Annotated in this window: 26 protein-coding genes; 18 read left to right on the top strand and 8 right to left on the bottom strand. The window is 69.2% G+C overall.

The window, feature by feature from the left end:
- The first annotated feature begins 137 nt into the window (after positions 1-137).
- From FOZ76_RS25665 to FOZ76_RS25685, 5 genes are read left to right on the top strand one after another with little or no spacing between them, the layout of a single operon-like run.
- A complete protein-coding gene (locus tag FOZ76_RS25665; protein ID WP_143951125.1) occupies positions 138-1,109 on the top strand; it encodes a Bug family tripartite tricarboxylate transporter substrate binding protein in 972 nt (323 codons plus the stop codon).
- A gap of 4 nt (positions 1,110-1,113) precedes the next feature.
- Positions 1,114-2,382 carry a 3-isopropylmalate dehydratase large subunit gene (locus FOZ76_RS25670; RefSeq protein WP_143951126.1) on the top strand — a complete coding sequence of 423 codons (1,269 nt, stop codon included), beginning with the start codon at positions 1,114-1,116 and terminating at the stop codon, positions 2,380-2,382.
- Positions 2,379-2,906 carry a LeuD/DmdB family oxidoreductase small subunit gene (locus tag FOZ76_RS25675; protein ID WP_143951127.1) on the top strand — a complete coding sequence of 176 codons (528 nt, stop codon included), beginning with the start codon at positions 2,379-2,381 and terminating at the stop codon, positions 2,904-2,906. The genes FOZ76_RS25670 and FOZ76_RS25675 overlap by 4 nt, the downstream gene beginning before the upstream one ends.
- A complete protein-coding gene (locus FOZ76_RS25680) occupies positions 2,903-3,766 on the top strand; it encodes an isocitrate lyase/PEP mutase family protein (protein ID WP_211366515.1) in 864 nt (287 codons plus the stop codon). The genes FOZ76_RS25675 and FOZ76_RS25680 overlap by 4 nt, the downstream gene beginning before the upstream one ends.
- Positions 3,702-4,529 (top strand): GntR family transcriptional regulator, encoded by an 828-nt coding sequence (locus FOZ76_RS25685; protein WP_143951128.1) that lies wholly within the window; start codon positions 3,702-3,704, stop codon positions 4,527-4,529. Before FOZ76_RS25680 ends, FOZ76_RS25685 begins: the two co-directional genes overlap by 65 nt.
- Before the next feature lie 15 nt (positions 4,530-4,544).
- On the opposite strand, the gene FOZ76_RS25690 is transcribed toward FOZ76_RS25685, so the two are convergent.
- Positions 4,545-5,204 carry an NUDIX hydrolase gene (locus tag FOZ76_RS25690; protein WP_143951129.1) on the bottom strand — a complete coding sequence of 220 codons (660 nt, stop codon included), beginning with the start codon at positions 5,202-5,204 and terminating at the stop codon, positions 4,545-4,547.
- A gap of 172 nt (positions 5,205-5,376) precedes the next feature.
- On the opposite strand from FOZ76_RS25690, the gene FOZ76_RS25695 reads away from it, so the two are divergent.
- From FOZ76_RS25695 to olsF, 5 genes are all read left to right on the top strand, one after another.
- A complete protein-coding gene (locus FOZ76_RS25695; RefSeq protein ID WP_143951130.1) occupies positions 5,377-6,117 on the top strand; it encodes a sulfite exporter TauE/SafE family protein in 741 nt (246 codons plus the stop codon).
- Positions 6,118-6,437: 320 nt separating this feature from the next.
- Positions 6,438-7,469 carry an ABC transporter substrate-binding protein gene (locus tag FOZ76_RS25700; RefSeq protein ID WP_170235633.1) on the top strand — a complete coding sequence of 344 codons (1,032 nt, stop codon included), beginning with the start codon at positions 6,438-6,440 and terminating at the stop codon, positions 7,467-7,469.
- Positions 7,466-8,323, top strand: a complete 858-nt coding sequence (locus FOZ76_RS25705; protein ID WP_143951132.1) for an ABC transporter ATP-binding protein — start codon at positions 7,466-7,468, stop codon at positions 8,321-8,323. Before FOZ76_RS25700 ends, FOZ76_RS25705 begins: the two co-directional genes overlap by 4 nt.
- Positions 8,320-9,111 carry an ABC transporter permease gene (locus FOZ76_RS25710; RefSeq protein ID WP_143951133.1) on the top strand — a complete coding sequence of 264 codons (792 nt, stop codon included), beginning with the start codon at positions 8,320-8,322 and terminating at the stop codon, positions 9,109-9,111. The genes FOZ76_RS25705 and FOZ76_RS25710 overlap by 4 nt, the downstream gene beginning before the upstream one ends.
- A gap of 139 nt (positions 9,112-9,250) precedes the next feature.
- On the top strand, positions 9,251-10,945 hold the full coding sequence (gene olsF, locus FOZ76_RS25715) for a bifunctional ornithine lipid synthase OlsF (protein WP_211366518.1): 1,695 nt from the start codon (positions 9,251-9,253) through the stop codon (positions 10,943-10,945).
- Positions 10,946-10,993: 48 nt separating this feature from the next.
- On the opposite strand, the gene FOZ76_RS25720 is transcribed toward olsF, so the two are convergent.
- A complete protein-coding gene (locus FOZ76_RS25720; protein ID WP_143951135.1) occupies positions 10,994-11,389 on the bottom strand; it encodes a lysozyme inhibitor LprI family protein in 396 nt (131 codons plus the stop codon).
- A 298-nt stretch (positions 11,390-11,687) separates the two neighbouring features.
- Here FOZ76_RS25720 and FOZ76_RS25725 point away from each other — a divergent pair, with 298 nt between their 5' ends.
- The 5 genes from FOZ76_RS25725 to FOZ76_RS25745 all read left to right on the top strand — a co-directional run bounded on the left by FOZ76_RS25725 (position 11,688) and on the right by FOZ76_RS25745 (position 17,000).
- Positions 11,688-13,829, top strand: coding sequence for a TonB-dependent receptor domain-containing protein (locus FOZ76_RS25725; protein ID WP_143951136.1), 2,142 nt, complete (start codon positions 11,688-11,690; stop codon positions 13,827-13,829).
- Between the two features lie 290 nt (positions 13,830-14,119).
- Complete coding sequence (locus FOZ76_RS25730; RefSeq protein ID WP_143951137.1) at positions 14,120-14,467, top strand: hypothetical protein; 348 nt, start codon at positions 14,120-14,122, stop codon at positions 14,465-14,467.
- Positions 14,464-15,564 carry a class I SAM-dependent methyltransferase gene (locus tag FOZ76_RS25735; protein WP_143951138.1) on the top strand — a complete coding sequence of 367 codons (1,101 nt, stop codon included), beginning with the start codon at positions 14,464-14,466 and terminating at the stop codon, positions 15,562-15,564. The genes FOZ76_RS25730 and FOZ76_RS25735 overlap by 4 nt, the downstream gene beginning before the upstream one ends.
- A complete protein-coding gene (locus FOZ76_RS25740; protein WP_170235634.1) occupies positions 15,561-15,992 on the top strand; it encodes a nuclear transport factor 2 family protein in 432 nt (143 codons plus the stop codon). The genes FOZ76_RS25735 and FOZ76_RS25740 overlap by 4 nt, the downstream gene beginning before the upstream one ends.
- Positions 15,993-16,025: 33 nt before the next feature.
- Positions 16,026-17,000 carry a tripartite tricarboxylate transporter substrate binding protein gene (locus tag FOZ76_RS25745; protein ID WP_143951140.1) on the top strand — a complete coding sequence of 325 codons (975 nt, stop codon included), beginning with the start codon at positions 16,026-16,028 and terminating at the stop codon, positions 16,998-17,000.
- Between the two features lie 55 nt (positions 17,001-17,055).
- On the opposite strand, the gene FOZ76_RS25750 is transcribed toward FOZ76_RS25745, so the two are convergent.
- From FOZ76_RS25750 to FOZ76_RS25775, 6 genes are all read right to left on the bottom strand, one after another.
- Positions 17,056-17,832, bottom strand: coding sequence for a GntR family transcriptional regulator (locus tag FOZ76_RS25750; RefSeq protein WP_143951141.1), 777 nt, complete (start codon positions 17,830-17,832; stop codon positions 17,056-17,058).
- 44 nt (positions 17,833-17,876) lie between these two features.
- Positions 17,877-18,725, bottom strand: a complete 849-nt coding sequence (locus FOZ76_RS25755) for an ABC transporter permease (RefSeq protein WP_143951142.1) — start codon at positions 18,723-18,725, stop codon at positions 17,877-17,879.
- Position 18,726: 1 nt separating this feature from the next.
- Positions 18,727-19,641, bottom strand: a complete 915-nt coding sequence (locus tag FOZ76_RS25760; protein WP_143951143.1) for an ABC transporter permease — start codon at positions 19,639-19,641, stop codon at positions 18,727-18,729.
- 16 nt (positions 19,642-19,657) lie between these two features.
- Positions 19,658-21,160 (bottom strand): ABC transporter substrate-binding protein, encoded by a 1,503-nt coding sequence (locus FOZ76_RS25765; protein ID WP_170235635.1) that lies wholly within the window; start codon positions 21,158-21,160, stop codon positions 19,658-19,660.
- Positions 21,161-21,225: 65 nt separating this feature from the next.
- On the bottom strand, positions 21,226-21,909 hold the full coding sequence (locus FOZ76_RS25770) for a DUF1028 domain-containing protein (RefSeq protein WP_143951145.1): 684 nt from the start codon (positions 21,907-21,909) through the stop codon (positions 21,226-21,228).
- Positions 21,906-22,658: a DUF1028 domain-containing protein gene (locus FOZ76_RS25775; RefSeq protein ID WP_143951146.1), complete on the bottom strand. Its 753-nt coding sequence runs from the start codon at positions 22,656-22,658 to the stop codon at positions 21,906-21,908. The genes FOZ76_RS25770 and FOZ76_RS25775 overlap by 4 nt, the downstream gene beginning before the upstream one ends.
- A gap of 175 nt (positions 22,659-22,833) precedes the next feature.
- On the opposite strand from FOZ76_RS25775, the gene FOZ76_RS25780 reads away from it, so the two are divergent.
- Genes FOZ76_RS25780 through FOZ76_RS25790 form a run of 3 tightly spaced genes read left to right on the top strand, consistent with a single transcriptional unit; the run spans position 22,834 to position 25,687 of the window.
- Positions 22,834-23,604, top strand: coding sequence for a DUF1028 domain-containing protein (locus FOZ76_RS25780; protein WP_170235636.1), 771 nt, complete (start codon positions 22,834-22,836; stop codon positions 23,602-23,604).
- Positions 23,604-24,584 (top strand): ABC transporter ATP-binding protein, encoded by a 981-nt coding sequence (locus FOZ76_RS25785; RefSeq protein WP_246129769.1) that lies wholly within the window; start codon positions 23,604-23,606, stop codon positions 24,582-24,584. The genes FOZ76_RS25780 and FOZ76_RS25785 overlap by 1 nt, the downstream gene beginning before the upstream one ends.
- Entirely contained in the window at positions 24,581-25,687 is a 1,107-nt protein-coding gene (locus FOZ76_RS25790) for an ABC transporter ATP-binding protein (RefSeq protein WP_143951148.1), read from the top strand. Before FOZ76_RS25785 ends, FOZ76_RS25790 begins: the two co-directional genes overlap by 4 nt.
- Positions 25,688-26,013: the final 326 nt, after the last annotated feature.

Genomic DNA, 26,013 nt, shown 5'->3' on the forward strand with positions numbered 1-26,013 from the left:
GCGCTTCGAAAGACACAGGCCCTGTCGTGCCAAGGATCTTTCGGTCCTGCCGATAGGACCAGTTGGTTCCATTGTCCTGGGCGGCAGTGCGGCCTAAAGTGCGCTCAATACCAAAGCCTTCAAGAACAGGAGACACCATGCTTACCCACCGCCGCGCCTTTCTCGGCGCGCTCTGCGTCTGTGCGGGCGCCATGCTCGCCCCCGCTGTGCCGGCCCAGGCACAGGATCGCGCACTCACCATCGTGGTCGGCAGCCCTGCCGGCGGCACCACCGACACGCTGGCGCGCGTGATCGGCCAGTCCATGGCCAAGACGCTGAACCGCACGGTCGTCATCGAGAATCGCGCGGGGGCCGGCGGCAACATCGCGGCCACCTATGTGGCGCGCAGCCGCCCGGACGGCAACACGCTCCTGATGAGCTTCACGGGGCACACCATCAACGCCACGCTCTACAAGAACCTGGGCTTCGACCCTGTTGCCGACTTCACGCCGATCACCATGGTGGCGCGCGTGCCCAGCGTGCTGATCGCCCGCAAGGGCCTGCCCTTCGGCGATACCGCCGGGCTGATCGAGCATGCCAAGCAGAACCCGGGCAAACTCACCTTCGCGATCGGCGCGCAGGGCTCGTCGCTGCACCTGGCCAGCGAGCAGTTCGAGCACATGGCGGGCGTCGACATCCTGAACGTTCCGTACAAGGGCACCAGTCCGGCACTGCAGGACGTCATGGCGGGCACCGTCGATCTGATGTTCGCCAGCACGGTCAACGTGCTGCCGCACCTGGGCAACGATCTCGTCAAGCCCCTGGGCGTGAGCAGCGCCCAGCCCCTGCCCCAGTTCCCCGGTGTGCCCACGCTCGCCGATACCGTGCCGGGCTTCGAATCCTCGGCCTGGTTCGGGCTGTTCGCACCGGCCGGCCTGCCGCAGGCCACGCTCGACGAGCTGTACGGCGCGATCGAGCAGGCGATCCAGGACCCGGCCTACCAGGAACGCATGAAGCATGAAGCGGCCACGGCCGCGCCCATGCCGCCTGCCGAATTCGCCGAGTTCGTGAAGGCCGACATCGAGCACTGGGCGAAGATCATCGAAGTCTCCGGCACGACCCTGGAGTAACGCCATGAACGCGCAGACCCTGGCGCAGAAACTGGTCGCCCGCGCCGCCGGGCTGCCCAGCGTGCGCCCCGGCGAAATCGTCACCTGCAAGGTGGATCTCGCCATGATGCACGACTCGGGCGGCCCGCGCCGTGTGCGTCCGCACCTGGAACGCCTGGGCGCGCGCGTGTGGGACCCCGACAAGATCGTCGTCGTGACCGACCACTATGTGCCCGCGCACGACGAGGACAGCCGCAACATCGTGCGCATCGCGCGCGACTGGGTGCGCGAAGCGGGGGTGAGCCGGTTTCACGACATGGAGGGCATCTGCCACGTGGTGGTGCCCCAGCACGGGTATATACGTCCCGGCATGTTCGCCGTCGGCGGCGACAGCCATTCGCCCACGGGCGGCGCCTTCGGCGCCTACATGTTCGGCATCGGCGCCACCGAGATGCTGGGCGTGCTGGTGACCGGCGAGATCTGGCTCAAGGTGCCGCACACCATCCGCATCGAATGGCGGGGGCAGTTGTCCGCGGGGGTCTCGGCCAAGGACATGATGCTGTTCCTGTGCGGACGCCTGGGCATGGACGGCGGCCAGTACCAGGCCATCGAATATGCCGGCGAGGCCGTGCGCGCGCTGTCCATGCAGGAGCGCATGACCCTCTCCAACATGACTGCCGAACTCGGCGCACAGGCCGGCCTGATCGCGCCCGACGCGACCACCCTGGCATGGCTCGCCGACGCCGGCGTGCCGCAGCTCGACATCGCGCCGTGGCACACCGACGACGGCGCCGGGCTGCTCGCCGAGCACGTCTTCGACGCCGCCGGGCTGGCGCCCCAGGTCGCTTGTCCGCACAACCCGGCCAATACGAACGCCGCGGCCGACCTGCCCCGAACCCGGGTGGACATCGCCTACATCGGCGCCTGCACCGGCGCCAAACTGGACGATCTGCGCATGGCCGCCCAGGTGCTGCGCGGGCACCGTGCCGCGCCGGGCGTGCGTCTCATGGTGGCGCCCGCCAGCGCGCGCGACCAGGCCGCGGCGCGTGCCGACGGCACCCTGGCCGTGCTGGAGGCCGCCGGCGCCGAACTGCTGCCCAACGCCTGCGGCGCCTGTGCGGGCTATGGTGCGCATCGCTTCGGCGAGGACACCGTGGCGATCAGCACCACCGCGCGCAACTTCAAGGGCCGCATGGGCGCCGACAGCTCGCAGGTGTATCTGGGCTCGCCCTATACCGTTGCCGCCGCGGCCGTGGCCGGCCACATCGTCGACCCGCGCGAGGTGCTGGCATGAGCGGTATCCCGCGAATCGACGCCGGCCGCGCCTGGCTGCTCGGCGACGACATCAACACCGATCTCCTCGCCCCCGGCAAGTACATGAAGCACGGCGTGGAGGAGATCGCCCGGCACTGCCTGGAGAGCCTGGACCCGACCTTCGCCGGCGCGGTGCGGCCGGGCGACATCCTGTTCGCCGGCCGCAACTTCGGCGCCGGCTCCTCGCGCGAGCAGGCGGTGGAAGTGCTGCGCGTGCTGGGTGTCGCCGCGGTCGTCGCCGTGTCGTTCTCGGGCCTGTACTTTCGCAACGGCTTCAACCTCGGCCTGCCGCTGCTGGTGTGTCCCGAGGCCGCCAGCGTGGCCAACGGCGCGCGCGTGCGACTGGCGCTGGCCGACGGCGCGGTCGACGACCTGGACAGCGGACGCCGCCTGATCTGCGAGCCCCTGCCGGCCCATCTGCTCACCCTGATCCATGACGGCGGCCTCGTGCCGCACCTCGAAAAGCGGCTGGCGCGCGAACGCGCCGCCCGGACAAGCACATGAACATCGATCTCGCTACCCGCCTGCGCGAACCGCGCATCCTCACCACGCCGGGCGTGTACGATGCCCTTACCGCCCTGCTCGTCGAGCGTGCGGGCTTCGAGGCGGCCTACCTGTCCGGCGCGAGCATCGCCTATACGCGCCTGGGCCGCCCCGACATCGGCCTGTTGTCGCTGGACGACGTGGCCAGCGTGACCGGCAACATCCGTGAACGCGTCGGCCTGCACCTCATCGTCGACGCCGATACCGGCTTCGGCAATGCCTTGAACGTGACGCGCACCGTCAAGCTGCTCGAGCGCGCCGGTGCCTCGGCCATCCAGTTGGAAGACCAGACGCTGCCCAAGCGCTGCGGCCACCTGGACGGCAAGACGCTCGTCTCCACCACCGAGATGCAGGGCAAGATCCGCGCCGCCTGCGATGCGCGCGCCCACGCCGGCACGCTGGTGATCGCGCGCACGGACGCAGTCGCCGTGGAAGGGCTGGACGCCGCGCTCGAGCGCGCCGAACGCTATGCCGAGGCCGGCGCCGACGTGCTGTTCGTCGAGGCGGTGCGCAGCCCGGACGACATGCGCATCGCCCTGGCCCGGCTGGCGGCGAAGGCGCCCATGCTCGCGAACATGGTCGAGGGCGGCAAGACACCGATTCTGCCGGCAGCCGAACTCCAGGCGCTGGGCTATCGTATCGCCATCTTCCCCGGCGGCACGGTGCGCGCGCTCGCCCATGCGCTGCAGGGCTACTACGCGAGCCTGCAGGCGCACGGCACCACCGCCGCCATGCGCGAACACATGCTGGACTTCGATGGACTCAACGCTCTCATCGGCACGCCGCAGATGCTCGAACTCGGCCGGCGCTACGCCGGCTGACCCCGCGCTGCCGCGCTTTCACCAGGTCCGGCTGGTCCTGCGCGAGCGGCTCAGGAGCGGATATTACGAACGCGGCATTCCGCTGCCGGGCGAGCGCCTGCTCGCGGAGGAGTTCGGCGTGGCCCGCGTCACGGTCCGCTCGGCCCTCGCCCGCCTCGCCGAAGAAGGGCTGGTCATCCGGCTGCGCGGCAAAGGCACGCTGCCCGCCGCCGCGCTCGCCACCGCGCCTCACCTCAAGCTGCGCGGCGGGCTGCTCGAGAATATCGTGAGCATGGGCCAGCGCACCCGAGTCAGCGTGCTGGAATGGCGACGCGTTCCGGCCGCCAGCGCGGTGGCCGAGGCCCTCGAACTCGAGCGCGGCGCGGCCGTCCTGAAGGTCGTCCGGGTGCGCAAGTTCAAGGGCCAGCCGCTGAACTACACCGAAGTCTATCTGCCGGCCGAGCTGGCCGACGCGGTGCAGCGGCATACGCTGCAGGACATGCCCATGCTGGTGGCCCTGGAGCGCAGCGGCATCAGCGTCAGCTCGGCCGAACAGGTGCTCGGCGCGGCGCTGGCCGACATCGCCGTCGCGCAGGCGCTGGGCATCGCCCCGGGCACGGCGCTGCTGCGCGCCAGCCGGGTCGTGCGCGACGAATCCGGGCGCGCCATCCAGTACCTGATCGGCCACTACCACCCCGAGCGCTACGAATATCACATGCAGCTCTCGCGCGTGGGCCGCGACACGCGCATCTGGATCGACAACGAGCGCCTGCCGCCGACCTGAAGCCCCGGCCCGGATTCAGCGCCAGGCGAACGCCGGCTGGTCGAAATGCGCCACCCGGGTCGGCCGGCCGGCGATGCACAACTCGCGGAACTGGTAGAGGACCGCGGCGGTGGGGGCAGCGATCCAGCCCTCGCCCACCGGCATGCGCAGCACCGGACGCTCGCGCACCGGGCCGCCTTCGAGCAGGGGCGCATCCTCGCGCATGAATTCGCTGACCGGGATGCGGTGCACGCTGCTCACCTCGGCCGGATTCGGACACAGCCCGCGCGCCGCCCCCGCCCACAGCACGACCGGCGTGATGACGAAACCCGAGCGCGTGACATAGTCGTCGAGCAGGCCCAGCACATCCGTGCGATCCAGCGCGAGCCCAACCTCTTCGTCCAGCTCACGCAGGGCCGCCGCCTCGGGCGTCTCGCCCTCGTCCACGCGGCCGCCCGGCAAGGCCCACTGGCCGGCGTGATGGCGCAGGCCGCTCGCCCGGCGGGTGAGCAGCAAGGCAGCGTCGCCACTCCAGTCGGCCAGCCGCGGCATGTCGGGCAGGTCGGCGCCCAGGCCGCCATCGACCACCGCCACCGCGACAGCGGCGGCGCGCCCTTCGGCGCCCTGCGCGGCAAGGCGGGTGAAGCTGTGCAGATTGGCGCGGATCTGCGCCCGCAGGCGCTCGTCACGTTGCATGCCGTCTCCTGATCGCGCCATGGTGCCCGCGGCGGGCGGCGTCTCGTTGGGTCATGGCAGCATCATACCTGTACCCCTCGGTACAGCCGCAGGCCGGCTTCGGCGTTTCCGGATGGACGCCCCAGGGGTCGGCAACGCACAATGCAGCACTCACGCCCTTTCGCCCACCGCCATGTTCCCGCTCGATCCCGCACTCGTCGTTGCCGCCGTCGTCGTCTTTCTCATCGCCGGCCTGGTCAAGGGCGTGATCGGCCTGGGCATGCCCACCGTCGTCATGGGGCTGCTCACCATCGTGATGCCACCGGCGGCCGCCGCCAACCTGCTGTTGCTGCCCACGGTGCTGACCAATCTCTGGCAGCTACTGCCGGCGAGCACCTTCTGGCCGCTGCTGCGCCGGCTCGCCGGCCTGCTGATCGGGCTCTTCGTGGGCGCCATGTTCAACGGCCTGCCCGCGCTGGGCGAAGGCTACGGCTGGGCCCAGCACGCCTTGGGCGCGATCCTGGCCGTGTACGGCGCCTGGGGCCTGGCCGGGCGCCGTCTGCCCGCGCCCGGCCGCCACGAGGTCTGGCTCTCGCCGCTGGTGGGCTACACCACGGGAGCGATCACGGCAGCCACCGGCATCTTCGTTTTCCCGCTCGTGCCCTACGTCCAGTCGCTGCAGATGGACAAGGATCGCCTGGTCCAGGCCATGGGCATCATCTTCTGCGCCGCCACCCTGGCGCTCACGCTGCGCCTGGGTGCGAGCGGCGTGCTGCATACGGCCAACGTACTCGCTTCGCTGGTCTATCTGCTCCCGGCGGCGCTGGGCATGTGGGCCGGCCAGATCGTGCGCCGGCGCGTGAGCGAAGCCGCCTTCAAGCGGGCCTTCTTCGTCGGCGTGCTGCTGCTCGGCGTGTACATGTTCTTCAGTTGAGCGCGCTCGGCGGCCCGTGCAGGCGCGAGCCGGCGCCGCACCGTCGACGCTCGCCGTTCCACGCTGGTGCACGCGCCGCCACGGCGCGGCCTCGCGCACCAGCCTGGTGCCCTGCTGTGCTGTCCTTGCGACCATGCGCGCTCCGCCGGAAACCCCTGGTCGAGCCGTATCGACGCACATCGCAACCGTCCTCGAATCGGACATCACAACCGCCCTCGAATTGGCACAGGCCTTGCTTTTATGTGGCATACCACGCACTTCCGGCCAACGCCATGCGATGCGTCAGGCAGAACTCGTATAGACAAAGACCAGGGAGTCACATGCGCCTTCTCCGCCAACGCCTCACCATTCGCTGGGCCCTGCCGGTGCTGACCGCGGCCACCCTGCAGGCCATGCCCGTGCACGCGGCGACCGACGTGCGCTTCGCCCTGGATTGGGCGATGCAGGGGCCGCAGGCCCCCTTTCTCCTGCCGCACACCAATGGCTGCTACGACAAGGCCGGCCTGAACGTCACCACCGACCGCGGCTTCGGCTCGGGCGACACCATCACCAAGGTCGCCAGCGGCGGCTACGACGTAGGCTTCGCCGATCTGAACGCCATGGTGGAATACAACGCGCGGCAACCGGACGCGCGCCTGATTTCGTTCTTCATGATCTACGATGCGGCGGCCCTGTCCATCGTCACGCGCAAGGACACCGGCATCGTCAAGCCGGCCGATCTGGCCGGCAGGACGCTCGCCGCGCCGCCGGGGGACGCCTCGCGCCGCCTGTTCTCCGTGCTCGCCAAAGCCAACGGCTTCGATGCCGACAGTGTGAAGTGGGTGAACGTATCGCCCGAGCTGCGTGAGAGCATGCTCGTGCGCAAGAGCGCCGACGCGATCGCCGGCGCGGCCTTCACCGCCTACATTGGTGTCCAGGCCGCCGGCCTGAAGCGGGAAGATACCGTCGTCATGCGCTACCCGGAATATGGCGCGTCGCTGTACGGCTCGGCGCTGGTGACCACGCCGGCGTTCGCCCAGCGCAATGCCGAAGCGCTGAAGTCGCTGGTGGCCTGCGTTGCGCAGGGCTTTGCCCAGGCAGCGCAGGACCCGAAGGCGGCCATCGACGCCCTGGCCGAGCGCGAGAAACTGACCGAACGCGCGGTCGAGACCGAGCGCATGCAGCTCTCGCTCGACTGGTCGGTGATGACGCCCTGGGTCAAGGAACACGGCATGGGCCACCTGGACGAGGCGCGCCTGGAGAAGTCCTTGGCCGACGTCGCCGCCGCCCTCGACATTCCCGTGCCGCCCGCCAACCAGGTCTACACCACCGACTACCTGCCGGATGCGGCGGCGCTTCGGGTCGCACCATGACCCCGCGCCTGCAGGCCGCCCCGATCGCGCCGCCGGCCGGCGCGCCATCTGCCGGGCGGCCGCTGGTCGAGTTCCGCGGGGTGGATCTGCGCTATGGCGAAGACGACGACGAAGACAGCACCCTCGCCTTGAGCGGCGTGGACGTGGACATCGCCGCCGGCGAGTTCACCGCGCTGATCGGCCCCTCGGGCTGTGGCAAGTCGACCATGCTCAAGCTCATCAGCGGCCTGCGCCTGCCTAATGCCGGCGGCGTGACGGTGGCCGGCCGCGAAGTGGACCGGCCGCTCAAGATCGTCGGCATGGCGTTCCAGAGCCCGGCCCTGCTGCCCTGGCGCACGACGCTGGCCAATGTCCTGCTGCCGCTGGAGATCGTCGAGCCGCATTGCCGCACCTTCAAGCGCGACCTGCCCCGGCACCGCGAACGCGTGCACGAGCTGTTCCGCCAGGTCGGGCTGCGCGACGTGGCGCATCGCTACCCGTGGCAGTTGTCCGGCGGGATGCAGCAGCGCGTGTCGCTCTGCCGGGCGCTGATCCACGAACCCGAACTGCTGCTGCTCGACGAGCCTTTCGGCGCGCTCGACGCCTTCACCCGCGAAGACCTCTGGGACGTCCTGAAGTCTGTGCAGCACGCGCGCCGGTTCACCGTGGTCCTGGTCACCCATGATCTGGTCGAGGCCACCTACCTCGCCGAGACGGTGCACGTATTCTCGCAGCGTCCGGGACGCATCATTCACACGCGACGTATCCCCGAGGCGTGCCGGCGCGCTCGCGCCGACCGCTATACGGCCCGCTTCGCGGACGAAGTGGCGAGCCTGCGCGGCTACGTCGGCCATGCCCAGGAGTCCTGCACATGAAGCGAGGCCGCAAACTGCGCCAGGCGCTCAGCCCATGGTTCACCGCGGCCGGCCTGTTCCTGCTCTGGGAGCTGGGCTGCCGCGCGTTCCAGGTGCCGCAGATGATCCTGCCCGCGCCCTCGGACGCCTTCGCCGCCATGATCCAGTTCTGGCCCGCGATCGCCGAGGGCGCCTGGCAGACACTCATGACCACGCTGATCGGGTTCGTCCTTGCGCTGGCCTTCGGCACGCTGCTCGGCGTGCTGGTGGGCGCGAGCCCCGGGCTGTACCGCGCGATCAACCCGCTGATGATCGGCTTCAACTCCATCCCCAAGGTGGCCGTCGTGCCGGTGCTGGTGATGTGGTTCGGCATCGGCACGGTGCCCGCGGTGCTGTGCGCCTTCCTGACCGCGTTCTTTCCGATAGCCGTGAACGTGGCCACCGGCATCGCCACGCTCGAGCCCGAACTGGCCGACGTGCTGCGCTCGCTCGGAGCGCGGCGCAGCGTGGTCCTGCGCAAGGTGGCGCTGCCGCGCGCCATGCCGTATCTGTTCGCCTCGCTCAAGATCGCGATCACGCTGGCCTTCGTCGGCTCGGTCGTCTCCGAAATGGTGGCCAGTAACGCGGGCATCGGCTATCTGCTGCTCACGGCCAGTTCCTCGTTCCGCGTGCCTCTGGTGTTCGCCGCCCTGCTGGTGGTGGGCGTGCTCGGCATCGTGATGTATGCGATCGCCGACGCCATCGAGCAGCGCTCCACGTCCTGGGCGCGGCGCGGCAACGCGGGGGGCGACATCATGGCGGGCGGCTGACGCCCGACCCTCGCGCCGGCGCAGCCGGCGCCCCTGAGCCGGCTGCCGGCCCGTGGTCACGCTCCTGCAACCTTGCGGGCCTAGCGTTCGCCTCGTCGTCGTCACGAGGATGGGCTCGATGGGCAAGCTGCAGGCACGGATGGAAGATCATTTTGCGCACCGATTCGATGGCCGCGGTGCGCTCCTGGCGCGCGCCGTCGTGCGCAGTCTGGCGAGAATCGCCCAGTTGGACCGCATCGACGCGTTCCTGCGCGAGCATGCGCATCTGCACGGCCTGGCCTTCGTCGAAGCGGCGCTGGCGCACCTGGACTGCCGCTACCAGGTCGATCACGTCGAACGCGAGCGCATTCCCGAACATGGCCGGGTGGTCATCGCCGCCAACCATCCCATGGGAGGACTGGACGCGCTCGCCCTGCTGGCCTGCATCGGCAGCATCCGGCGCGACGTGCGGGTGCTCGGCAACGATGTCCTGCGCTGGCTGGGCGGCCTGGGCGAACTGCTCATCCCCATCCCGGTCTTCGACGGCCGTGCCTCGGGCGCACAGTTGTCGGCCGTGCGCCGCGCCCTGGAAGACGACTGCGCCGTGATCGTGTTCCCGGCCGGCGAAGTCTCGCGGCTGGACTGGCGGGGCGTGCGCGACGGCCCCTGGCGTCCGGGGTTCGTCCGCTTCGCTCAGTCGGCGGGCGCGCCCATCCTGCCGGTGCGCATCGGCGGGCGCAACTCCGCGCTGTTCTACGGCGCATCGGCCGTCTACAAACCCCTGGGCACGAGCCTGCTGCCGCGCGAACTGTTCGCGCGGCGCGGCACGCGCATCACCATACGCATCGCCGACCCATGCCCAGTGCAAAGCCTGCCCGGCGAGGGCCGCAACCGCCGCGCGGTCAGCCTTGCCGTCAGGCGCGCCATCGACACCCTGCACCAGGCACACCCTGACTGGCGCGCACCGGCAGCCATCGCGCATCGCCGGTACGCCAGCGCCGTACGCACGGAGATCGAGGCCCTGCCGCTGATCGGCAGCACCGCCGACGGCAAGCGCATCCACGCCGGGCGGCTGGCCGCGGATTCCGCACTGCTGCGCGAGATCGCCCGCCTGCGCGAACAGAGCTTTCGCCAGGCCGGCGAAGGCACCGGACGGCCCCTGGACACGGACAGCTACGACACCTGGTACGACCATATCGTGCTGTGGGACACCAAGGCCGAAGCCATTGCGGGCGCGTATCGCGCCGTCGCCGGCGCGCAGTTGCTCGCCGAACGGGGCCTGGCGGGCCTGTACAGCGCCAAGCTGTTCGCCTTCGCACCCGAACTCGAAGACATGGTGGCGCAAGGCGTGGAACTCGGCCGCAGCTTCGTCGCCCCCGCGTACCGCGGCGGCCGCAGCCTGGAATACCTCTGGTACGGCATCGGCGCATGGCTGCGCCAACACCCTGGCGTGCGCTACCTCTTCGGCCCCGTGTCCATCAGCGCCGCCATCCCGCGCGAAGCGCGCGAATGGATGGTCGGCTATTACAGCCGCTATTTCGGCGAACCTCCCGGCCTCGCGAGCGCACCGCATCCCTTTCGCTACGCCGGCCAGCCGCCGCGCTTCGACACCCTCGACGCCGAAGCCGCCATGCAGGTCCTGCGCGAACAGCTCGAACGGCTGGGCACGCGCGTGCCCACCCTGTACAAGCAATACGTCGAACTGTGCGAGCCGGGCGGCGTCGGCTTTCTCGCGTTCGGCGTCGACCCCGACTTCAGCGGTGCCATCGACGGCTTGATCCGCGTCGACCTGACGCGCATGAAGCCGCGCAAGCGGGAACGCTATCTGGGTGTGACGGCGGCAACGGCGCATTGATCCGGCACGCCATGGACAACGCCTGCGGCGATGCCGCACGTACACACCTCAGGGCTGGCGCGCGAGAACCTCGAGTTCGTCGGCCCGCTGCGCGCTCATGCGCATCACGCAGACGTTTGCGGCCACCCGCGCCAGGGTGCCTCCGTCGGGATCGTCGTAGAAGGCGCAATTCGCATCGCGATAGCGCAACCACGCGCGCTGTGCGTCGCGCAGGGTGTCCTTGCGCGCTTGCCCGATGCGCTCGCCCAGGGCCTTGTAGGCCGCGTTCAGCCGTGCGTCCTGCCGCTCGGCCTCGGTCTGGATACAGTTCATCATGCCCTGCGTGACGCCGCCGGCCTTGTCCATACAGGCCACGTAGGCCGGACTCTCATTGGCATCGGTGGCGGCGGCCCACGCCGACGGCGCGCCGAACAAGGGAATCAGAACGAACAGCCAAGGCTTCATGCAGCTCTCCCGGGAGATGTCCGCCGCCGGCTGTCGCACCACTCTCGACGCGCCGCCGCGGCCCGCGCCCCGGCCCGCAATTCCGAGGCCTGCTTCCTGGCGTGAACACAGCCGCCCTTTGACCCACCTCCCGCAGCCGTCACAGCCCATTGCCCGCATGCGCACTGTTGATCTAATTGGAAATGATTATTAATATCAATGTTGCTTTCTGTCAGCATTTGTTCACAACAGGCGCATATCCGGCCCGGGTTTCCCGTCTGCCGCAAGGATTTGCCCGCTCACCCAGGACCCTCGACGCATGCCCCTCAAGACCATCCGCCGTTCCACGCTCGTCGCTCTCGCCAGCCTCGGCGCCGACGCCCTCGCCGCTGAAGACACGCCCACCGCCACGCTGGAAACCATCGTCGTCAGCGCCACCGGCTTCGAGCAGGACATCCGCCAGGCCCCGGCCAGCATCTCCGTCATCACCCGCGAAGAGCTGGAGAGCAAGCCGGTGCACAGCCTGGCCGAAGCCCTGGCCGACGTCGAAGGTGTGGACATCGGCGACTCGGCCGGCAAGACCGGCGGGCTGAACATCAGCATCCGCGGCATGCCTTCGGAATACACGCTGGTCCTGATCGACGGGCGGCGCCAGAACGTGGCCGGCAACGTCACGCCCAATGGTTTCGGCGAGACCTCGACGAGCTTTCTGCCGCCCATGTCGGCCATCGAGCGGATCGAGGTGATCCGCGGCCCGATGTCCACGCTGTACGGCTCGGATGCCATGGGCGGCGTGGTGAACATCATTACCCGCCGGGTGGGCCGCGAATGGCACGGCTCGGCCACGATCGAGGGCACGCTGCAGCAGGAGAAGGCCTTCGGCAACACCGCCGGCGGCAACGTCTACCTGAGCGGCCCCCTGAAGCAGGACCTGCTCGGGCTCACGCTGCGCGCAGGCGTGTTTCGCCGCAGCGCGGCCGACGTGGTGTACGAAACGCCGACCACGCCTGACGGCGAGACGCGCCCGACCATGGGCCAGAACCCCGTCGAATACCTCAATCGCAGCGTGGGTGCCCGGCTGGCGCTCACGCCCAACCGCAACCACGACATCCTGTTCGACGTGGACGACCAGCGCCAGCGCTACGACAACGATGCGGGCCAGCTCGGCACGCTGGACAGCGGCACGCGGATCGGCGGCTACGAGCCGCGCCAGCGCTACAATCGTACGCAATACGCGCTGTCGCACACCGGGCGCTTCGGCTTCGGCACGCTGGAAAGCAGCCTGATGCAGAACAACACCGAGACCATCGGGCGCACGATCCCCAACGGCACGCCGGGCAAGGAGCCGGGCTCGCCGCGCGATCTCGAGATGCGCCAGACCGTCTTCGATACGCGCCTCGTCACACCCATCAGCGCAGGCTGGGGCGAGCATCTGCTGACCCTCGGCGGCCAGTGGCAGAAAGGCAAGATGGTCGACGGGGTCGCCGCCGACCCGTTCGAGTTCAAGCAGTGGGCGCTGTTCGTCGAGAACGAATGGAGCATCGTGCCCAGCTTCACGCTGACCGGCGGCGTACGCTACGACCACCACGACACCTTCGGCGGCCATACCAGCCCGCGCCTGTATGCCGTGTGGGACGCCACGCCCAACTGGACCGTCAAGGGCGGCGTGAGCCGCGGCTACAAGACGCCGCGCCTGGACCAGTTGGCCTCGGGCATCGTCGGCTTCGGCGCCCAGGGCACGCTGCCCCTGGTGGGCTCGCCCAACCTCAAGCCCGAGACCAGCACCTCGACCGAAGTGGGCGTGGGCTATGACAACCTCGCGGGCTTCACGGCCAACGCCACGGTGTTCAACAACGAGTTCCGCGACAAGATTGCCTCGGGCCCGGGGCTGGAGAACTGCTCCTGGGCCGGCCAGCCCAATCGCGACGGCTGCGTCGACTATGGCTATTGGCCCAGCGTCGATCTGTTCGGACAAAGCATCAACGTCGACAAGGCCGTCACGCGCGGCGTCGAACTGGGCACCCGCGTGCCGCTGAATCGGGCGTGGTCGGTGCGCGCCAACTACACCTATACCGACAGCGAGCAGAAGAGCGGGGCCGAGAAGGGCCTGCCGCTCACCAACACGCCCAAGCACATGTTCAACGCCAGCCTGAACTGGCAGCCCAACGACACCTGGAGCGCATGGCTGCGGGCGGAAATGCGCAGCAAGCGCTACCGCAGCGCCGGCGTCGCCCGCGACGCCCTGGGCGACTACCGCAGCTACGCGCTCTTTCACCTGGGAGGCCAGTACCGCCTGAACCGGAACGTGTCGTTCAACGCGGCGATCTACAACCTGTTCAACAAGAACTTCGTGGATTACGCGCCCTACACCGCCGCCAACGGCAGCACCTCCTACACCAACCGCTACGTCAACAACCTGGAAGGCCGCCGGTTGTGGCTGTCGGCGAACATCCAGTTCTGATCAAACGCCCGGCCACGGATACGGGCGGGGCGGGCCTCACACCGGGGTCCGCCGACCGGACGGCTGTTGCCGTGCTGCTTGCGCAGCACGGCAGGCCGCCGCCCAGGTGTCAACACATTCGGCCATAGTGGCGTTAAATCCGTTTTCACCCGGTTGAATTCTCGCTCATCCAGGCGGTTGCCAGCTTCGGCAAAAATCCTCTTTCTCACGGAAAGCTATCCAACACACTAAAACCGGGGCGCATCGGCGTCGTTAGCGGTATCAGCAGGGAATCGGCTCATGCGTGCCCTATGCGCAATGTGTTGACACCTCGCATGCCACAGAGCAAGATCATCGCAACCGACAGATCTGCGGAAACGATGATGCCCGACGCTCCGGACGCGATGCCGCCCTACCGGCCCGAACAGCAGCTCTTCTCCGACCCGGTGATCGACCGGTTGATGGCCGTAACGATGACGCTCGCCGCCGAGGTGTATATCCTGCGCGAGCGCATCGGCGATCTGGAATCCAGGCTTGCCGGCGACGACAGTTCCGCGTCCGGCACGCCGGCCGGCGAACGCAGCGCGCAAGCGGCCGCATTCGCGGCGCACGTACTCGGCCCGCTGCTGGGCGAACAGCAATCCCGGGGGCCGCAATGAACGCCGTCTCCGGCATGCCCGCCGCACAAGCCGGCCGTGCCCTGGCCGAGCGTGAACGCGAGAGCTACCAGCGCTTCGTGACCGCGGCCCGGCGCTACTGGGCGCACGACATGTTCACGGCACTGCGCCGGCAGGTCGCCGAGGATGTCCGCATGGCCGGACGGGCCGGCGACAGCGACGGCGGTTTCGAGGCCCGTGTGCAGGCACACCCCACCCACCAGGTCTTCGCCTGGTTCGAGCGTCACCTGCAGCGCATGCGCTATTCCGGCCCGCATGGGCTGGTGGCCGGCGTCCAGGCCCGGCGCGACAGCCTGCTGCAGGCGCTCGAAAAGCCCCTGCCCGAGGGCTTGCTCAGGCTGGAGCCGGACCTTCAGGCGCCGACCTACTACACGGACTGGGACATCCACCAGCATCCGGGCGGGCTGGGCTCGGACGTGCTTGCCGCCTTCGTGTATCGCGAGGCGGTCGGCGCCGGCGTGGTCGGCAAGCCCGCGCTGCACGAACGCTTCGCGAGCCAGGTCGTCGGCCGGCGCATGCCGAGCCGGGTACTCGACCTCGGCTGCGGCTTCGGGCGCAGCAGCTACGCTTTCGCGGCCGCGGCGCCGCAGGCCAGCGTGCAGGGCATCGACCTGGCGGCCGGCTGCGTCATGCTGGCCGCGCACGACGCGCCCGAGCCGCTGCAGCCCCGACTCGGCTTCGCACAGGCGGACGCCCTGGCCAGTCGGCTGCCGACGGGCAGTTTCGACCTGGTGACGTCGACCATGCTCCTGCACGAGATGCCGGAGGACGCTGTCCACGCCCTGATCGCAGAAACCGGCCGGCTGCTCGCCCCCGGCGGCATGGTGGCCCACCTCGACTTCCTGCCGCCGGCCGATCCCTTGCTGCAGGTCCTGCATGCCGGCCACGCTCGCCGCAACAACGAACCCTATCTGCTCGATCACAGCCGCATCGACCTCGCCGCCGCGTACCAGGCTGCGGGCTTCCGAACGGTGGAGGTAATGGATTTCGCCGAAGACGACAGCGCGCTCGCCGATCCGCCGCACGCCTGGCGCCTGCCCTGGAAAATCATCCTGGCGGTCAAGGGGGACGGCCTGTGAACACCGAAGCGAACACCGCCCGAACGGACCTGGAGCAGGCACAGGCCCGGGTCAGGCGCTATCTGGCCGCCCTGGAAGCCCGCGACGTGGAAGCGGCCCAGCGCCACCTGGCGCCGGACGTGCGCATCACCGGGCCCGGCGGACGTACCTGGGCATCGGCGCAGGAACTGGTCGCCAACTCGGCAGGCCGCTATCGCCGCATCGGCAAGCACATCACACAGGTCGACTGCCTGCGCGGCGACGAGAGCGGCGTCATCGTCGTCTATTGCAGCGGCACGCTGCATGGCGAATGGCTGGACGGTACCTCCTTCGCAGGCGTGCGCTTCATCGACCGCTTCGAATGCCATGCGCACGGCATCACGCGCCAGGACGTCTGGAACGACGCCGCGGAGCATCGCCTGCGGCAAGCCGCACCGCCCTCACGCTGACCCGACCCGCCTTCCTCACCCGCGAGCATGACCATGTCCACGTTCCAACGCTACACGCTCTGCCTGCGCGCCTGCCTGCTGGCGGCCGCAGTGGCCGCCGCGGGTTCCGCGGCCGCTCAGACCTTCCCCTCCCGCCCCCTCACCATCATCGTGCCCTACGCCGCCGGCGCGACGGATCAGCAGGCCCGTCAGATGGCCGAGATCGCCTCGCGTGAACTCGGCCAGACCATCGTCGTCGAGAACCGCGAAGGCGCCGGCGGCATGATCGGGGCGAACTTCGTGGCGTCGTCCAAGCCCGATGGCCATACCATCCTGTACGGCGCACCGGCGGTCATCACCGTCGCTCCCCTGCTCGGTCAGGCGCCATACGGCTATGACGACCTGAAAGCCCTCGCGCGCGCCAACATCATTCCCCACCTGCTCGCCGCGCGGGCGGATGCGCCGTTCAAGACGCTGCCCGAACTCGTGGCCTACGCCAAAGCCAACCCCGGAAAGGTCACCTTCGGCAGCCCGGGCAACGGCACCGCCGTCCACCTGGCCGGCGAAGCCTTCGCCGAAGCGGCCGGCATCGAGCTGAGCCACGTGCCCTACCGCGGCGTCGCACCCGCCATCACCGCAGCCGCGGGCGGCTTCGTGGACCTGGTGCTCGGCGCACCGGGGCCGATCAACCCACAGGTCGACAGCGGCCGCTTGCGCGCACTGGCGCAGTTCGGGGAAGAGCGCACCGACGAGCTGTCTTCGGTACCAACATTGAAGGAAGAAGGCGTGGACCTCGCGCTGCGTGCCGACTTCGGCTTCTTCGTTCCCAAGGACACGCCCGAGGACGCCATGGAACGCCTGCAGGCGGCCCTCAAGACGGCCATCGAGTCCGACGCCTTTCGAAAGTCGGTGACGGCGGCGCTCTCCAGCCCGGCTTTCCTGCCGGCGGACGAGTACCAGAAGGTGGTCGACGATGAGTACGCGGTCTATTCGAACGTGGTGCCCAAGCTGTCCCTGGGCAGCAAATAGCGGGGAGAACGCGCGGCAGCCGTCGGGCGTGCCGCGCAGCCCTTCGGGCACGCGGCTACAAGTCGTGGCGCGCGCTGCTCCATGACGAACCGCCGCCGGCGGCGCTGAACAGCTCCACCGCGTGCTGCATGCGGTCCGAACGGCTATAGAGGTCGGAACAATAGAACGGCACGCCCTGCCGGTCGAAGACGGTGCGCTGCTGCAGCAGCAAAGGCGCCCCCACCGCCACGTCCAGCAGTTCCGACAACGGTTTGTCCGCCGCGACCGCGGACGACATCTGCCGCAGGCGGTAGCCGCGGACGCCGCCGTGCTTCTGGACCAGGGGGAGGATGCCCCCCTTCGCCAGTTCGGCTCCGATGTCGGCCGGCAGCCGATCGGCTATTTCGCGGGGAAAGTAGGCCACGCAGTAGGCAATCGGCCCTTCGGGCCGCACGCGGTTCCAACTGATCTGCGTCACGGCCTGTTCCGGCGCAAGCCGCAGGCGCCCGCGCGCGCTGCGTTCCACGTGGGCAGGCGCGTCGATCATGCCATGGAACTGGTAGCGCGCTTCCGGGTCCTGGATGCGCAAGTCTTCCAGCGTCAGCGCGCTCCACTCCGGGTTGGTCGGGTCGCTCTCCAGCACGAAGGTGCCGCGCCCGGGAAACCGGCGGACCAGCTTTTCCCGCACGAGCTGTTCGACCGCCGAGCGGGCGGTATGGCGGCCGACGCCGAATTCGGCCGTGATCTCGTGGTCCGTGGGCAGCAGCGCGCCCACGGCATAGACGCCCGATACGATGCGCTCGCGCAGCGTCTGATAGATCCTGTAATACGCGGGAATGGGGTCGCGTGGCATGGGTGATAGATCGGCTTGGAAGCGCCGGGATTATAAGAGTTGTTTCAACGCTGACGCGACCGCATGGGGTCGAGCGCTTCGCGCAGGCCATTGCCCAGCAGGTTGATGCCCAGCACCAGCAGGATGATGGCACAGCCCGCCAGATTGGCGATCCACGGCGCCACCAGCAGCCGGTCGCGGCCTTCGGCGAGAATATTGCCCCAGGTCGCCGTCGGTGGCGGCAGGCCCAGCCCGAGAAAGCTCAAGGCCGTCTCCTGCAGGATGATCTGCGCCACCTGCAGGGTGGCGATCACGGTGAGCATCGGCACGATCTGCGGCAGGATGTGCCGCCGCATGATGTAGCCGCCGCCCGCGCCCGCCGCGGTGGCCGCCTCGACGAAGCCGCGCTCGCGCAGCGAACGCGTGCTGTTGAACACGATGCGCGTATAGGTCTCCCAGCCCGACAGGCCCAGGACCAGGATGAGTACGACGATGCCGCCGCCGAACACCGCGACGACGACGATCGCCAGCAGCACGTCGGGCACGGCCTGGTAGGCGTCGGCGAACCGCATGATGAGCTGTTCGGTGCGCCCGCCGACGTAGCCGGCGACCAGCCCCAGCAGCGCGCCGACCACCAGCCCCAGCGCCATCGCGCACAGGCCGACGGTGATCGACAGCCGCGAACCGTAGATCAGGCGCGACAGCAGGTCGCGCCCGAAGTTGTCGGTACCCAGCGGGTACGCCCACTCGCCGCCTTCCATCCATGCCGGCGGCTGCAGCCGCAGCATGAGGCTTTGCGCGTACGGGTCATGCGGCGCGATCAGCGGCGCCAGCAGCGCGACCAGGCACATGCCGGCCACCAGCGCCGCTCCGATGGCGAGTTTCGTGCGCGAACCGAACCAGCCTGCCCGCATGTCAGCGCTGCCTGATGCGCGGGTCGATCGCCGCCTGCGCGATGTCGACCAGCAGGCTGGCGACGACGATGGTCAGCGCGATGACGAGCACGCCCGCGATCACGATGGGCACGTCGCGCTGGAAGATGGCGCTGACCATCAGGCGCCCGACGCCGGGCCAGGCGAATACGGACTCGGTCACCACCGAACCGCCGACGAGCCGGCCGAGCTGCACGCCGATCAGGCTGATGACCGGGTTGATCGAATTGGGCAGCACGTGCCGCCACAGCGCCCGCGTCGCGCTCGCGCCGCGCGCGCGGGCGGTCGTCACGAACGGCTCGCGCATCATCTCCAGCGTGGCCACGCGCATGACGAGGATGAAGTTGGGCAGCAGGAACACGGCCAGCGTGAGCGTGGGCAGCACGCGGTGGCTCCAGTCGCCGCGGCCCGACGTGGGCAGCCAGCCCAGATGCAGGGCGAAGAACTGGATCAGCAGGATCCCGAGCCAGAAGCTGGGCATGGACTGCCCCACCACGGCCAGCGTCGACAGCGCGAAGTCGGGCAGCCTGTCCTTCCACACCGCGCATGCCACGCCGGCCAGCACGCCCAGGACCACCGCGATGGCGAGCGCCGATACCAGCAGCTCGACCGTCGCGCCCAGCCGCCCAAGGACGACCTGCATCGCGTCGGTGTGAAACTGCAGGCTGGTGCCGAAGTTGCCGTGCAGCAGGTCGACCAGGAAATAGCCGAACTGCACCGGAATCGATTTGTCCAGGTGCAGTTGCTCGCGCAGCATCGCCTCCTGCTCGGGCGTGGCCTCGATGCCGAGATAGATCGCCACCGGATCGCCCGTCAGCCGCAGCACGACGAACACGAACGCGGTCACCAGCAGCAGCGGCACCGGCAACAGCAGCAGCCGCCTCAGCACATAGCGCATGATGGCATCCGGCCGTCTACTCGACGCGCACCCTGGCCAGGCGCAGCAGCGAGTCGCGCGCCGGCGTCCAGCCTTGCACCGCGGCGCTGCGCGCGGAGATGCGCGGCAGGCCGAACAGGAAGATCGAGGGGACCTCGTCGTACATGATCTGCATCATGCGGTGGTACGCCTTCAGGCGCTCGGCGTCGTCCAGCGTGGAGCGGCCGTCCTTCCAGAGCTGGTCGAACTCGGCGCTGGTCCAGTAGTTGCGCTTGCTCGCCTCGGTATACCAGACGGTGCTGAAATCGGCGTCGCCCACGCTGAACCAGCCGATCTGGTAGATGGGCCCCTGCTCGCGTGCGCGGTCGAGCTGCGACCAGACGCCCGCCTCCAGGTTGTTCACCGTCGTCTTGACGCCCACCTCGCTCATCATGCCGGCCGCGGCGTTCGCGATGTCGATGTCCGACAGGTAGCGCCCCGACATCGTCTTGATCTCGGTCGTGAATCCCTGCGGATAGCCGGCCTGCGCCAGCAGCTCGCGCGCCTTCGCGGGGTCGTAGGGCCGGGCTTCGATGTCCGGGTTGTGGCCGAACGTGTTCCGGGTCACGAGCTGGCCGTCGAGCACCGAGCCGTAGCCGCCGAGCATCTGCTTGAGCAGCAGCTCCTTGTCGATCGCGTAGTCCACCGCCTGGCGCACGCGCTTGTCGTCGAAGGGCTTCTCCCGGGTGTCGAAGGTCAGCACCAGGCTCACCGACGACTCCACGGCATCGATCTCGATGCCGCGACGCCTCTGCAGCGAGGGCAGCAGGTCCACGGGGACCTCCTCGATGACGTGGGTTTCGCCGGCGATCAGGGACGACACGCGCGTCGCGCCTTCGGAAATGCCGCGGATGCGCAGCTTCTTCATGGCCGGCGCGCCGCCCCAGTAGTCCTCGTTGGCCACCAGGTCGTAGTATTCGTTGGGCACCAGCGTGTCGAACTTCCAGGGGCCGGTGCCGACCGGCTTGCGCTGCGCCTCGGCCGCGCCCAGTTGCTCCGAAATCGCCTTCTGCTCGATCGCGATGTCGGCCAGCCCGCGCAGCAGCAGCGGCGCGGGCGATTCGGTGAAGATGTCGACGGTGTCGTCGTCGACGACCTCGGTCGAGACCACGCCCTCGATGCGCCCCTTGCGCACGTACACGGTCTTGGGGTCGGTGACGTAGTCGATGGTGTATTTCACGTCGGCCGCGGTGAAGGGCGTGCCGTCGTGCCACTTGACGTCCTTGCGCAGATGGAAGCGCCAGTGCGTGGGCGAGAGCATTTCCCAGCGCTCGGCGAGCGCCGGCTGCAGTTGGTCGTCGGCATCCCGGGCCACGAGCGGCTCCCAGGTCTGGAACACCAGGCTCAGCACGAAATAGCCGCCCGCCGCGGGGCTTACCGTCGTGGGTGCCTGCGATACGCCCACCACCAAGGTATCGGTGGCGGCCTGCGCGGACCAGGATGCGAAGCAGGCCGCGCCCGCCAGGGCCGCGGCGCGGAGAAGGCCGGTGAGTCGTTGCATGATGCCCTTTTTGATCCAAGACAACGAAGAAAGCGCGCCCCGCGCATGGCGCGGCGCCGCCGGATTCAGCCCGCCGCCTGCTGGGCGCGCCAATGGTCGTCGCGCGGCAGGCGCGGGTTGTAGGGACGCTCGGCGTAGTACGGCAACAGGGGCCGGAACCATTCGAAGACCCGCCGCAGTTCGCCGATGGGCTCGTCGTGCAGATCCACGCGCAGGTCGATGTAGGCGAACGGCTCGTCGCCGTAGACCCAGAGCCCCGACGAAAAATGCCCGTCGGCCTGGCCGCCCGCCGCGCCGCCGGCCTGCACGGCGCGAACCAGCCGCTCCTCGAGCACTTCGTCGCCGGTGGAACGCATCGAATCGGCCATGGCCTCGATCACCTGGGGGCCGACGACGCCGTTGCCCATCACCAGCCAACCCTCGCCGACGATGTGGCTGGCGTGCTCGCCGTTCTCGCTGCCGGTGAAGGCGGCCGCGTGGCCCCAGGCGTCGACCACGCCGATCTGCCGCAACCCGGCGTTCGGATCGCTTGCCTGCAGGTCCGCGATGATCTTGCCGGCATGCCAGCCCTGGGCAACCAGCTTCTGGCAGAGCAGCCACAGGCGCGGATCGGCGATGGCCTGCACCGAGGCCGCCCCCATGCGCGGCACCACGACCGGACAACGGTTGCCCACCGCCGGCGCGTGCGTGGCCATGGCCACGCCCAGCATCTTCGTGCGCGGGCAACGTCCCACTACGGTGAAAGTCATGCGGCTTCCTCTTTGACGGATCCAACACCCGGGGACGCCTCGCCCGGGGCGCGGCGGGCCAGCCACTCGGCCTCCGAGCCGATGATGTGCGGCTGCCACGGACGGGTTTCGTAATAGTCAACCAGCGGCTTGTAGAGTTCGAACAGACGGCGCAGCTCGCCGATCGGCTCGTCGTGCTCGTCCACGCGCAGGTCGATCAGCGCATAGGGCTGCGCGTGATACACGAGCAGCGCGGCCGAATGCTGGCCGCCATGCTGGCCGCCGGCATCGCGCCCGGCCTCGAGTGCGGCCATGAGGCGCGCTTCCACCGGCTGCCCGGCCATGGCGCGATAGACGTCGCGCATGGCCGAAGCGGTGCGCTCGGAGATCAGTCCGTTGCCCATCGCCACCATATCGGGCTCGCAGAAATGGCCGGACCAGTCCTTGTTGGCCGCACCCGTGCGCGCGACAGCGTTGCCATCACGGTCGATCACCGAGATCTGGCGGTGTTCGATGTGCGGATCGCTCGCCGCGATCTCGTCGAGCACGCGCTGCGCGGAATAGCCCAGTTCCAGCAAGCGCGTCCCGAGGGGCCCGAGCCGGGGGTCGGTCACCGCCATCGTTACCACGACACCCAGGCCGGGCACGATGAACGGGCAGCGCGCGCCCACGCACATCGGACGCGTCGAGATCGCCACGCCGTACTTCCCCGTTTCCGGGCAACGCGCGGAAATCGCGAACGTCGAAAACTCTTCGCCAATTGGCATCATTCCTGCTTGCTCCGCTGATGGCCCGGCGTTTCGGTAAAGGACAATATCCGGCGACCATTGTCCAATTATCCGGTCATTTAATTCCTTGAGTCAACTGGGTTTTTTTCGTCATTGCGTCGATCATGAAAGGCAAATATCCTATTGTCCGAGTATTTAAATATCGGAGATGGGCACGATGACGTTCACGATCGCAGCACGCTGTCCCGAGACGGGCTCTCTCGGGATCTGCATTGCCACCAGCTCGCCCGCGGTAGGTTCACGTTGCGTGCATGTCATGCACAATGTCGGCGTCATCGCGCACCAGGCCACGCCCGAACCGCGGCTGGCGCGCACCGGCATGGAGCTGCTGCGCATGGGCTTCAAGGCGCCCAAGGTTCTGCGCGAACTCGAAGACGGCGACGTGGACATCGAGTTCCGCCAGATCGCGGTGATCGACGTGCACGGCACGGCCGTGGCGCGCACGGGCCGCAACAACATGTCCCACGCGAGCCACAAGGTGGGCGACGGATTCGTCGCGCTGGGCAACCTGCTGGAAGGCGCGCACGTCGTGGACGCGATCCACGACGCCTATCTGGCCCATGCAAGCGCCCCCTTCGACGAACGCCTCCTGCGCGCCATCGAGGCCGGCCGCGACGCGGGCGGCCAGGTCGAAGGCCAGACGTCCGCCGCCATCCTGGTCTACGATCGCAAGGCGGTGGCGCGCATCGACCTGCGCGTCGATCTTGCGCTCGAACCGATAGCCGAGCTGCGCCGGCAGTTCGACTGGTTCCAGGCGCTGGTGCCTTTCTACGAAGAACGCTGCGACAACCCGCGCGTGGGCCGCCACAAGGATTGGCTCAAGGAACGCGGCATCGAGCGCCAGTTCGGCGTTCCGCCGCCGCATGTGGCCGCGGAACGCGCGGCGCAGCAAGCGCAGGCTGCCGGCCAGCCGCCGAAAGACGCCTGATGCCAGGCGAGAAGGCCGCCGACATGGCCCTGCTCGAAGTCGACGATCTGCGCGTCGCTATCGGTGCGCTGACGGTGCTGCAGCACGTGAGCTTCGAGATCGGCGCGGGCGAGACCCTCGCGCTGGTCGGCGAAAGCGGCAGCGGCAAGAGCCTGACCGCGCTGACGTTGATGCGCCTGCTGCCGCCGGCGGGCCGCATCGTTTCCGGCACCATCCGCCTCGAGGGACGCGATCTGGCCGCCATGACCGAAACGCAGATGTCCGGCGTGCGCGGTTCACGCATGGCCATGGTGTTCCAGGAGCCGATGTCGTCGATGAATCCCCTGCTGACGATCGGCGCGCACGTGATGGAGCCCCTGCGCCTGCACGGCGGCCTGTCGCGGCGGCAGGCGCGCGCGCAGGCGATCGCCCTGCTCGATCGGGTCGGCATTCCTTCGGCGGCCACCCGGGTGGACGACTACCCGCATCGCCTGTCGGGCGGCATGCGCCAGCGCGTGATGATCGCCTCGGCGCTGGCCTGCAAACCGGCATTGCTGATCGCCGACGAGCCGACGACGGCGCTGGACGTGACCATCCAGGCACAGATCATGGAACTGCTGGCCGACCTGCAGTCGGAGTTCGGCATGGGCATGCTGTTCATCACCCACGACCTGGGCGTCGTGGCCGAATACGCGCACCGCGTCGCGGTGATGTACGCCGGCCGCATGGTCGAGAGCGCCAGCACCCTGCAGTTGTTCTCCCACGCCGCGCATCCCTACACCGCGGCGTTGCTCGAATGCGTGCCGGACGGCGAAGACCGCGAGTACCTGGCCGCCATCCAGGGCGTCGTGCCGGCGCTCGACGCCCTGCCGCCCGGCTGCCGCTTCGAGCCGCGCTGCCGCCGGGCCATCGCCGACTGCCGGCGGGCGGACCCGCCGTTCGCGGCCGCCGAGCCCGGCCATCTGGTGGCCTGTATACACCAGGAAGAGGCGCGCGCATGAGCGGCCCCGCACGGCCGCCCGAAGGGGACGCTCCCTCCCACGGGGAGGATGTCGCGCAGCGACAGGTGGGCACACCCATCAGCGGCCCCGCACGGACGCCCGAAGGGGACGCTCCCGGTGAGCCGCTGCTCGAGGCGCGAGGCCTCCAGCGCCATTTCCCGGTGCTGGGCGGCCCGCTGGGCATCACGCGCGTGGGCGCAGTACGCGCGGTCGACGGCGTCGACCTCACCGTGATGCGCGGCGAAACGCTGGGCCTGGTCGGCGAAAGCGGCTGCGGCAAATCCACGCTCGGCCGGCTGCTCATCCGGCTGCTCGACCCCACGGCCGGCAGCATCCATCTCGAAGGGCGTGACCTGAGCAGCGCAGCCGGCGCGGAACTGCGCGCGCTGCGCCGCCGCTTCCAGATGATCTTCCAGGATCCGTTCGGCTCGCTCAACCCGCGCATGACGGTGGACGAACTGGTCACCGAGCCGCTGCGCCTGGCCGGCGCGCCGCGCGCCCAGCGTCGCGCGCGCGCCCTCGAACTGCTGGCCATGGTCGGGCTCTCGGCCGAGCACGCGCGGCGCTATGCGCACCAGTTCTCGGGCGGGCAGCGCCAGCGCATCGGTATCGCGCGCGCGTTGGCGCTCGAACCGGCGCTGATCGTCTGCGACGAGCCGGTCTCGGCGCTGGACGTGTCCATCCAGGCGCAGGTGGTCAACCTGTTGCGCGACATCCAGCGCGATCACGGGCTGACTTACCTCTTCGTCTCGCACGACCTGCGCGTGGTGCGCCATATTGCCGATCGCGTGGCGGTCATGTACCTGGGCCGCATCGTGGAACTGGCCGACAAGCGCTCGCTCTATGCGGCGCCGGCGCATCCGTACACGCGCGCGCTGCTGGCCGCCGCCCCCGTGCTCGATCCGGGCCGCGAGCGCCGCAAGAGCCCGCCGCGCGGCGAGATCCCGAGTGCGATGCACCCTCCCCCCGGCTGCGCCTTCCACCCGCGCTGCCCGATGGCCGCGGCGCGCTGCCGGGAGGAGCGGCCGCTGTTGCGCGCCGTCGGCGCGCGGATGGTGGCCTGCCATTTCGCCGACGCCGACGGTCAATTGTCAGGTCAATAGCTCGGCAAACTAGCGGCAACCCCCGTTTCTGGCGACGCGCAAATGGGATCGCCATGCGGTCATGGCCAGCTTCCTGCATCGCCCCACCCGCCCCGACGCGCCCGCGGTCTTCCGATCCGCACGTTCCTGCGCGACTGCCCTTCGTCATCGCCGCGATGCGGCTGCATGTCATCGCCCGCGGCAGCCGCCCTCGCCATGCCCTTCGATCTCGACCCTGCCAAGGGTGGCCTACCTCGTCAGCGCCGACGTCTCCGAGGCGACGACGAGAAATTTCGTACAGCAAAATTAGGGTATCACCTATACGCTCTTCCTGGACAGAGACGGAG

This window comes from Verticiella sediminum, from assembly GCF_007558815.1.
Lineage (GTDB): Bacteria > Pseudomonadota > Gammaproteobacteria > Burkholderiales > Burkholderiaceae_B > Verticiella > Verticiella sediminum.

Coding starts and splice junctions, on each gene's coding strand:
- FOZ76_RS25665 (WP_143951125.1), top strand. CDS start 138: ATGCTTACCCACCGCCGCGCCTTTCTCGGCGCGCTCTGCGTCTGTGCG.
- FOZ76_RS25670 (WP_143951126.1), top strand. CDS start 1,114: ATGAACGCGCAGACCCTGGCGCAGAAACTGGTCGCCCGCGCCGCCGGG.
- FOZ76_RS25675 (WP_143951127.1), top strand. CDS start 2,379: ATGAGCGGTATCCCGCGAATCGACGCCGGCCGCGCCTGGCTGCTCGGC.
- FOZ76_RS25680 (WP_211366515.1), top strand. CDS start 2,903: ATGAACATCGATCTCGCTACCCGCCTGCGCGAACCGCGCATCCTCACC.
- FOZ76_RS25685 (WP_143951128.1), top strand. CDS start 3,702: ATGGACTCAACGCTCTCATCGGCACGCCGCAGATGCTCGAACTCGGCC.
- FOZ76_RS25690 (WP_143951129.1), bottom strand. CDS start 5,204: ATGCAACGTGACGAGCGCCTGCGGGCGCAGATCCGCGCCAATCTGCAC.
- FOZ76_RS25695 (WP_143951130.1), top strand. CDS start 5,377: ATGTTCCCGCTCGATCCCGCACTCGTCGTTGCCGCCGTCGTCGTCTTT.
- FOZ76_RS25700 (WP_170235633.1), top strand. CDS start 6,438: ATGCGCCTTCTCCGCCAACGCCTCACCATTCGCTGGGCCCTGCCGGTG.
- FOZ76_RS25705 (WP_143951132.1), top strand. CDS start 7,466: ATGACCCCGCGCCTGCAGGCCGCCCCGATCGCGCCGCCGGCCGGCGCG.
- FOZ76_RS25710 (WP_143951133.1), top strand. CDS start 8,320: ATGAAGCGAGGCCGCAAACTGCGCCAGGCGCTCAGCCCATGGTTCACC.
- olsF (WP_211366518.1), top strand. CDS start 9,251: ATGGAAGATCATTTTGCGCACCGATTCGATGGCCGCGGTGCGCTCCTG.
- FOZ76_RS25720 (WP_143951135.1), bottom strand. CDS start 11,389: ATGAAGCCTTGGCTGTTCGTTCTGATTCCCTTGTTCGGCGCGCCGTCG.
- FOZ76_RS25725 (WP_143951136.1), top strand. CDS start 11,688: ATGCCCCTCAAGACCATCCGCCGTTCCACGCTCGTCGCTCTCGCCAGC.
- FOZ76_RS25730 (WP_143951137.1), top strand. CDS start 14,120: ATGCGCAATGTGTTGACACCTCGCATGCCACAGAGCAAGATCATCGCA.
- FOZ76_RS25735 (WP_143951138.1), top strand. CDS start 14,464: ATGAACGCCGTCTCCGGCATGCCCGCCGCACAAGCCGGCCGTGCCCTG.
- FOZ76_RS25745 (WP_143951140.1), top strand. CDS start 16,026: ATGTCCACGTTCCAACGCTACACGCTCTGCCTGCGCGCCTGCCTGCTG.
- FOZ76_RS25750 (WP_143951141.1), bottom strand. CDS start 17,832: ATGCCACGCGACCCCATTCCCGCGTATTACAGGATCTATCAGACGCTG.
- FOZ76_RS25755 (WP_143951142.1), bottom strand. CDS start 18,725: ATGCGGGCAGGCTGGTTCGGTTCGCGCACGAAACTCGCCATCGGAGCG.
- FOZ76_RS25760 (WP_143951143.1), bottom strand. CDS start 19,641: ATGCGCTATGTGCTGAGGCGGCTGCTGCTGTTGCCGGTGCCGCTGCTG.
- FOZ76_RS25765 (WP_170235635.1), bottom strand. CDS start 21,160: ATGCAACGACTCACCGGCCTTCTCCGCGCCGCGGCCCTGGCGGGCGCG.
- FOZ76_RS25770 (WP_143951145.1), bottom strand. CDS start 21,909: ATGACTTTCACCGTAGTGGGACGTTGCCCGCGCACGAAGATGCTGGGC.
- FOZ76_RS25775 (WP_143951146.1), bottom strand. CDS start 22,658: ATGATGCCAATTGGCGAAGAGTTTTCGACGTTCGCGATTTCCGCGCGT.
- FOZ76_RS25780 (WP_170235636.1), top strand. CDS start 22,834: ATGACGTTCACGATCGCAGCACGCTGTCCCGAGACGGGCTCTCTCGGG.
- FOZ76_RS25785 (WP_246129769.1), top strand. CDS start 23,604: ATGCCAGGCGAGAAGGCCGCCGACATGGCCCTGCTCGAAGTCGACGAT.
- FOZ76_RS25790 (WP_143951148.1), top strand. CDS start 24,581: ATGAGCGGCCCCGCACGGCCGCCCGAAGGGGACGCTCCCTCCCACGGG.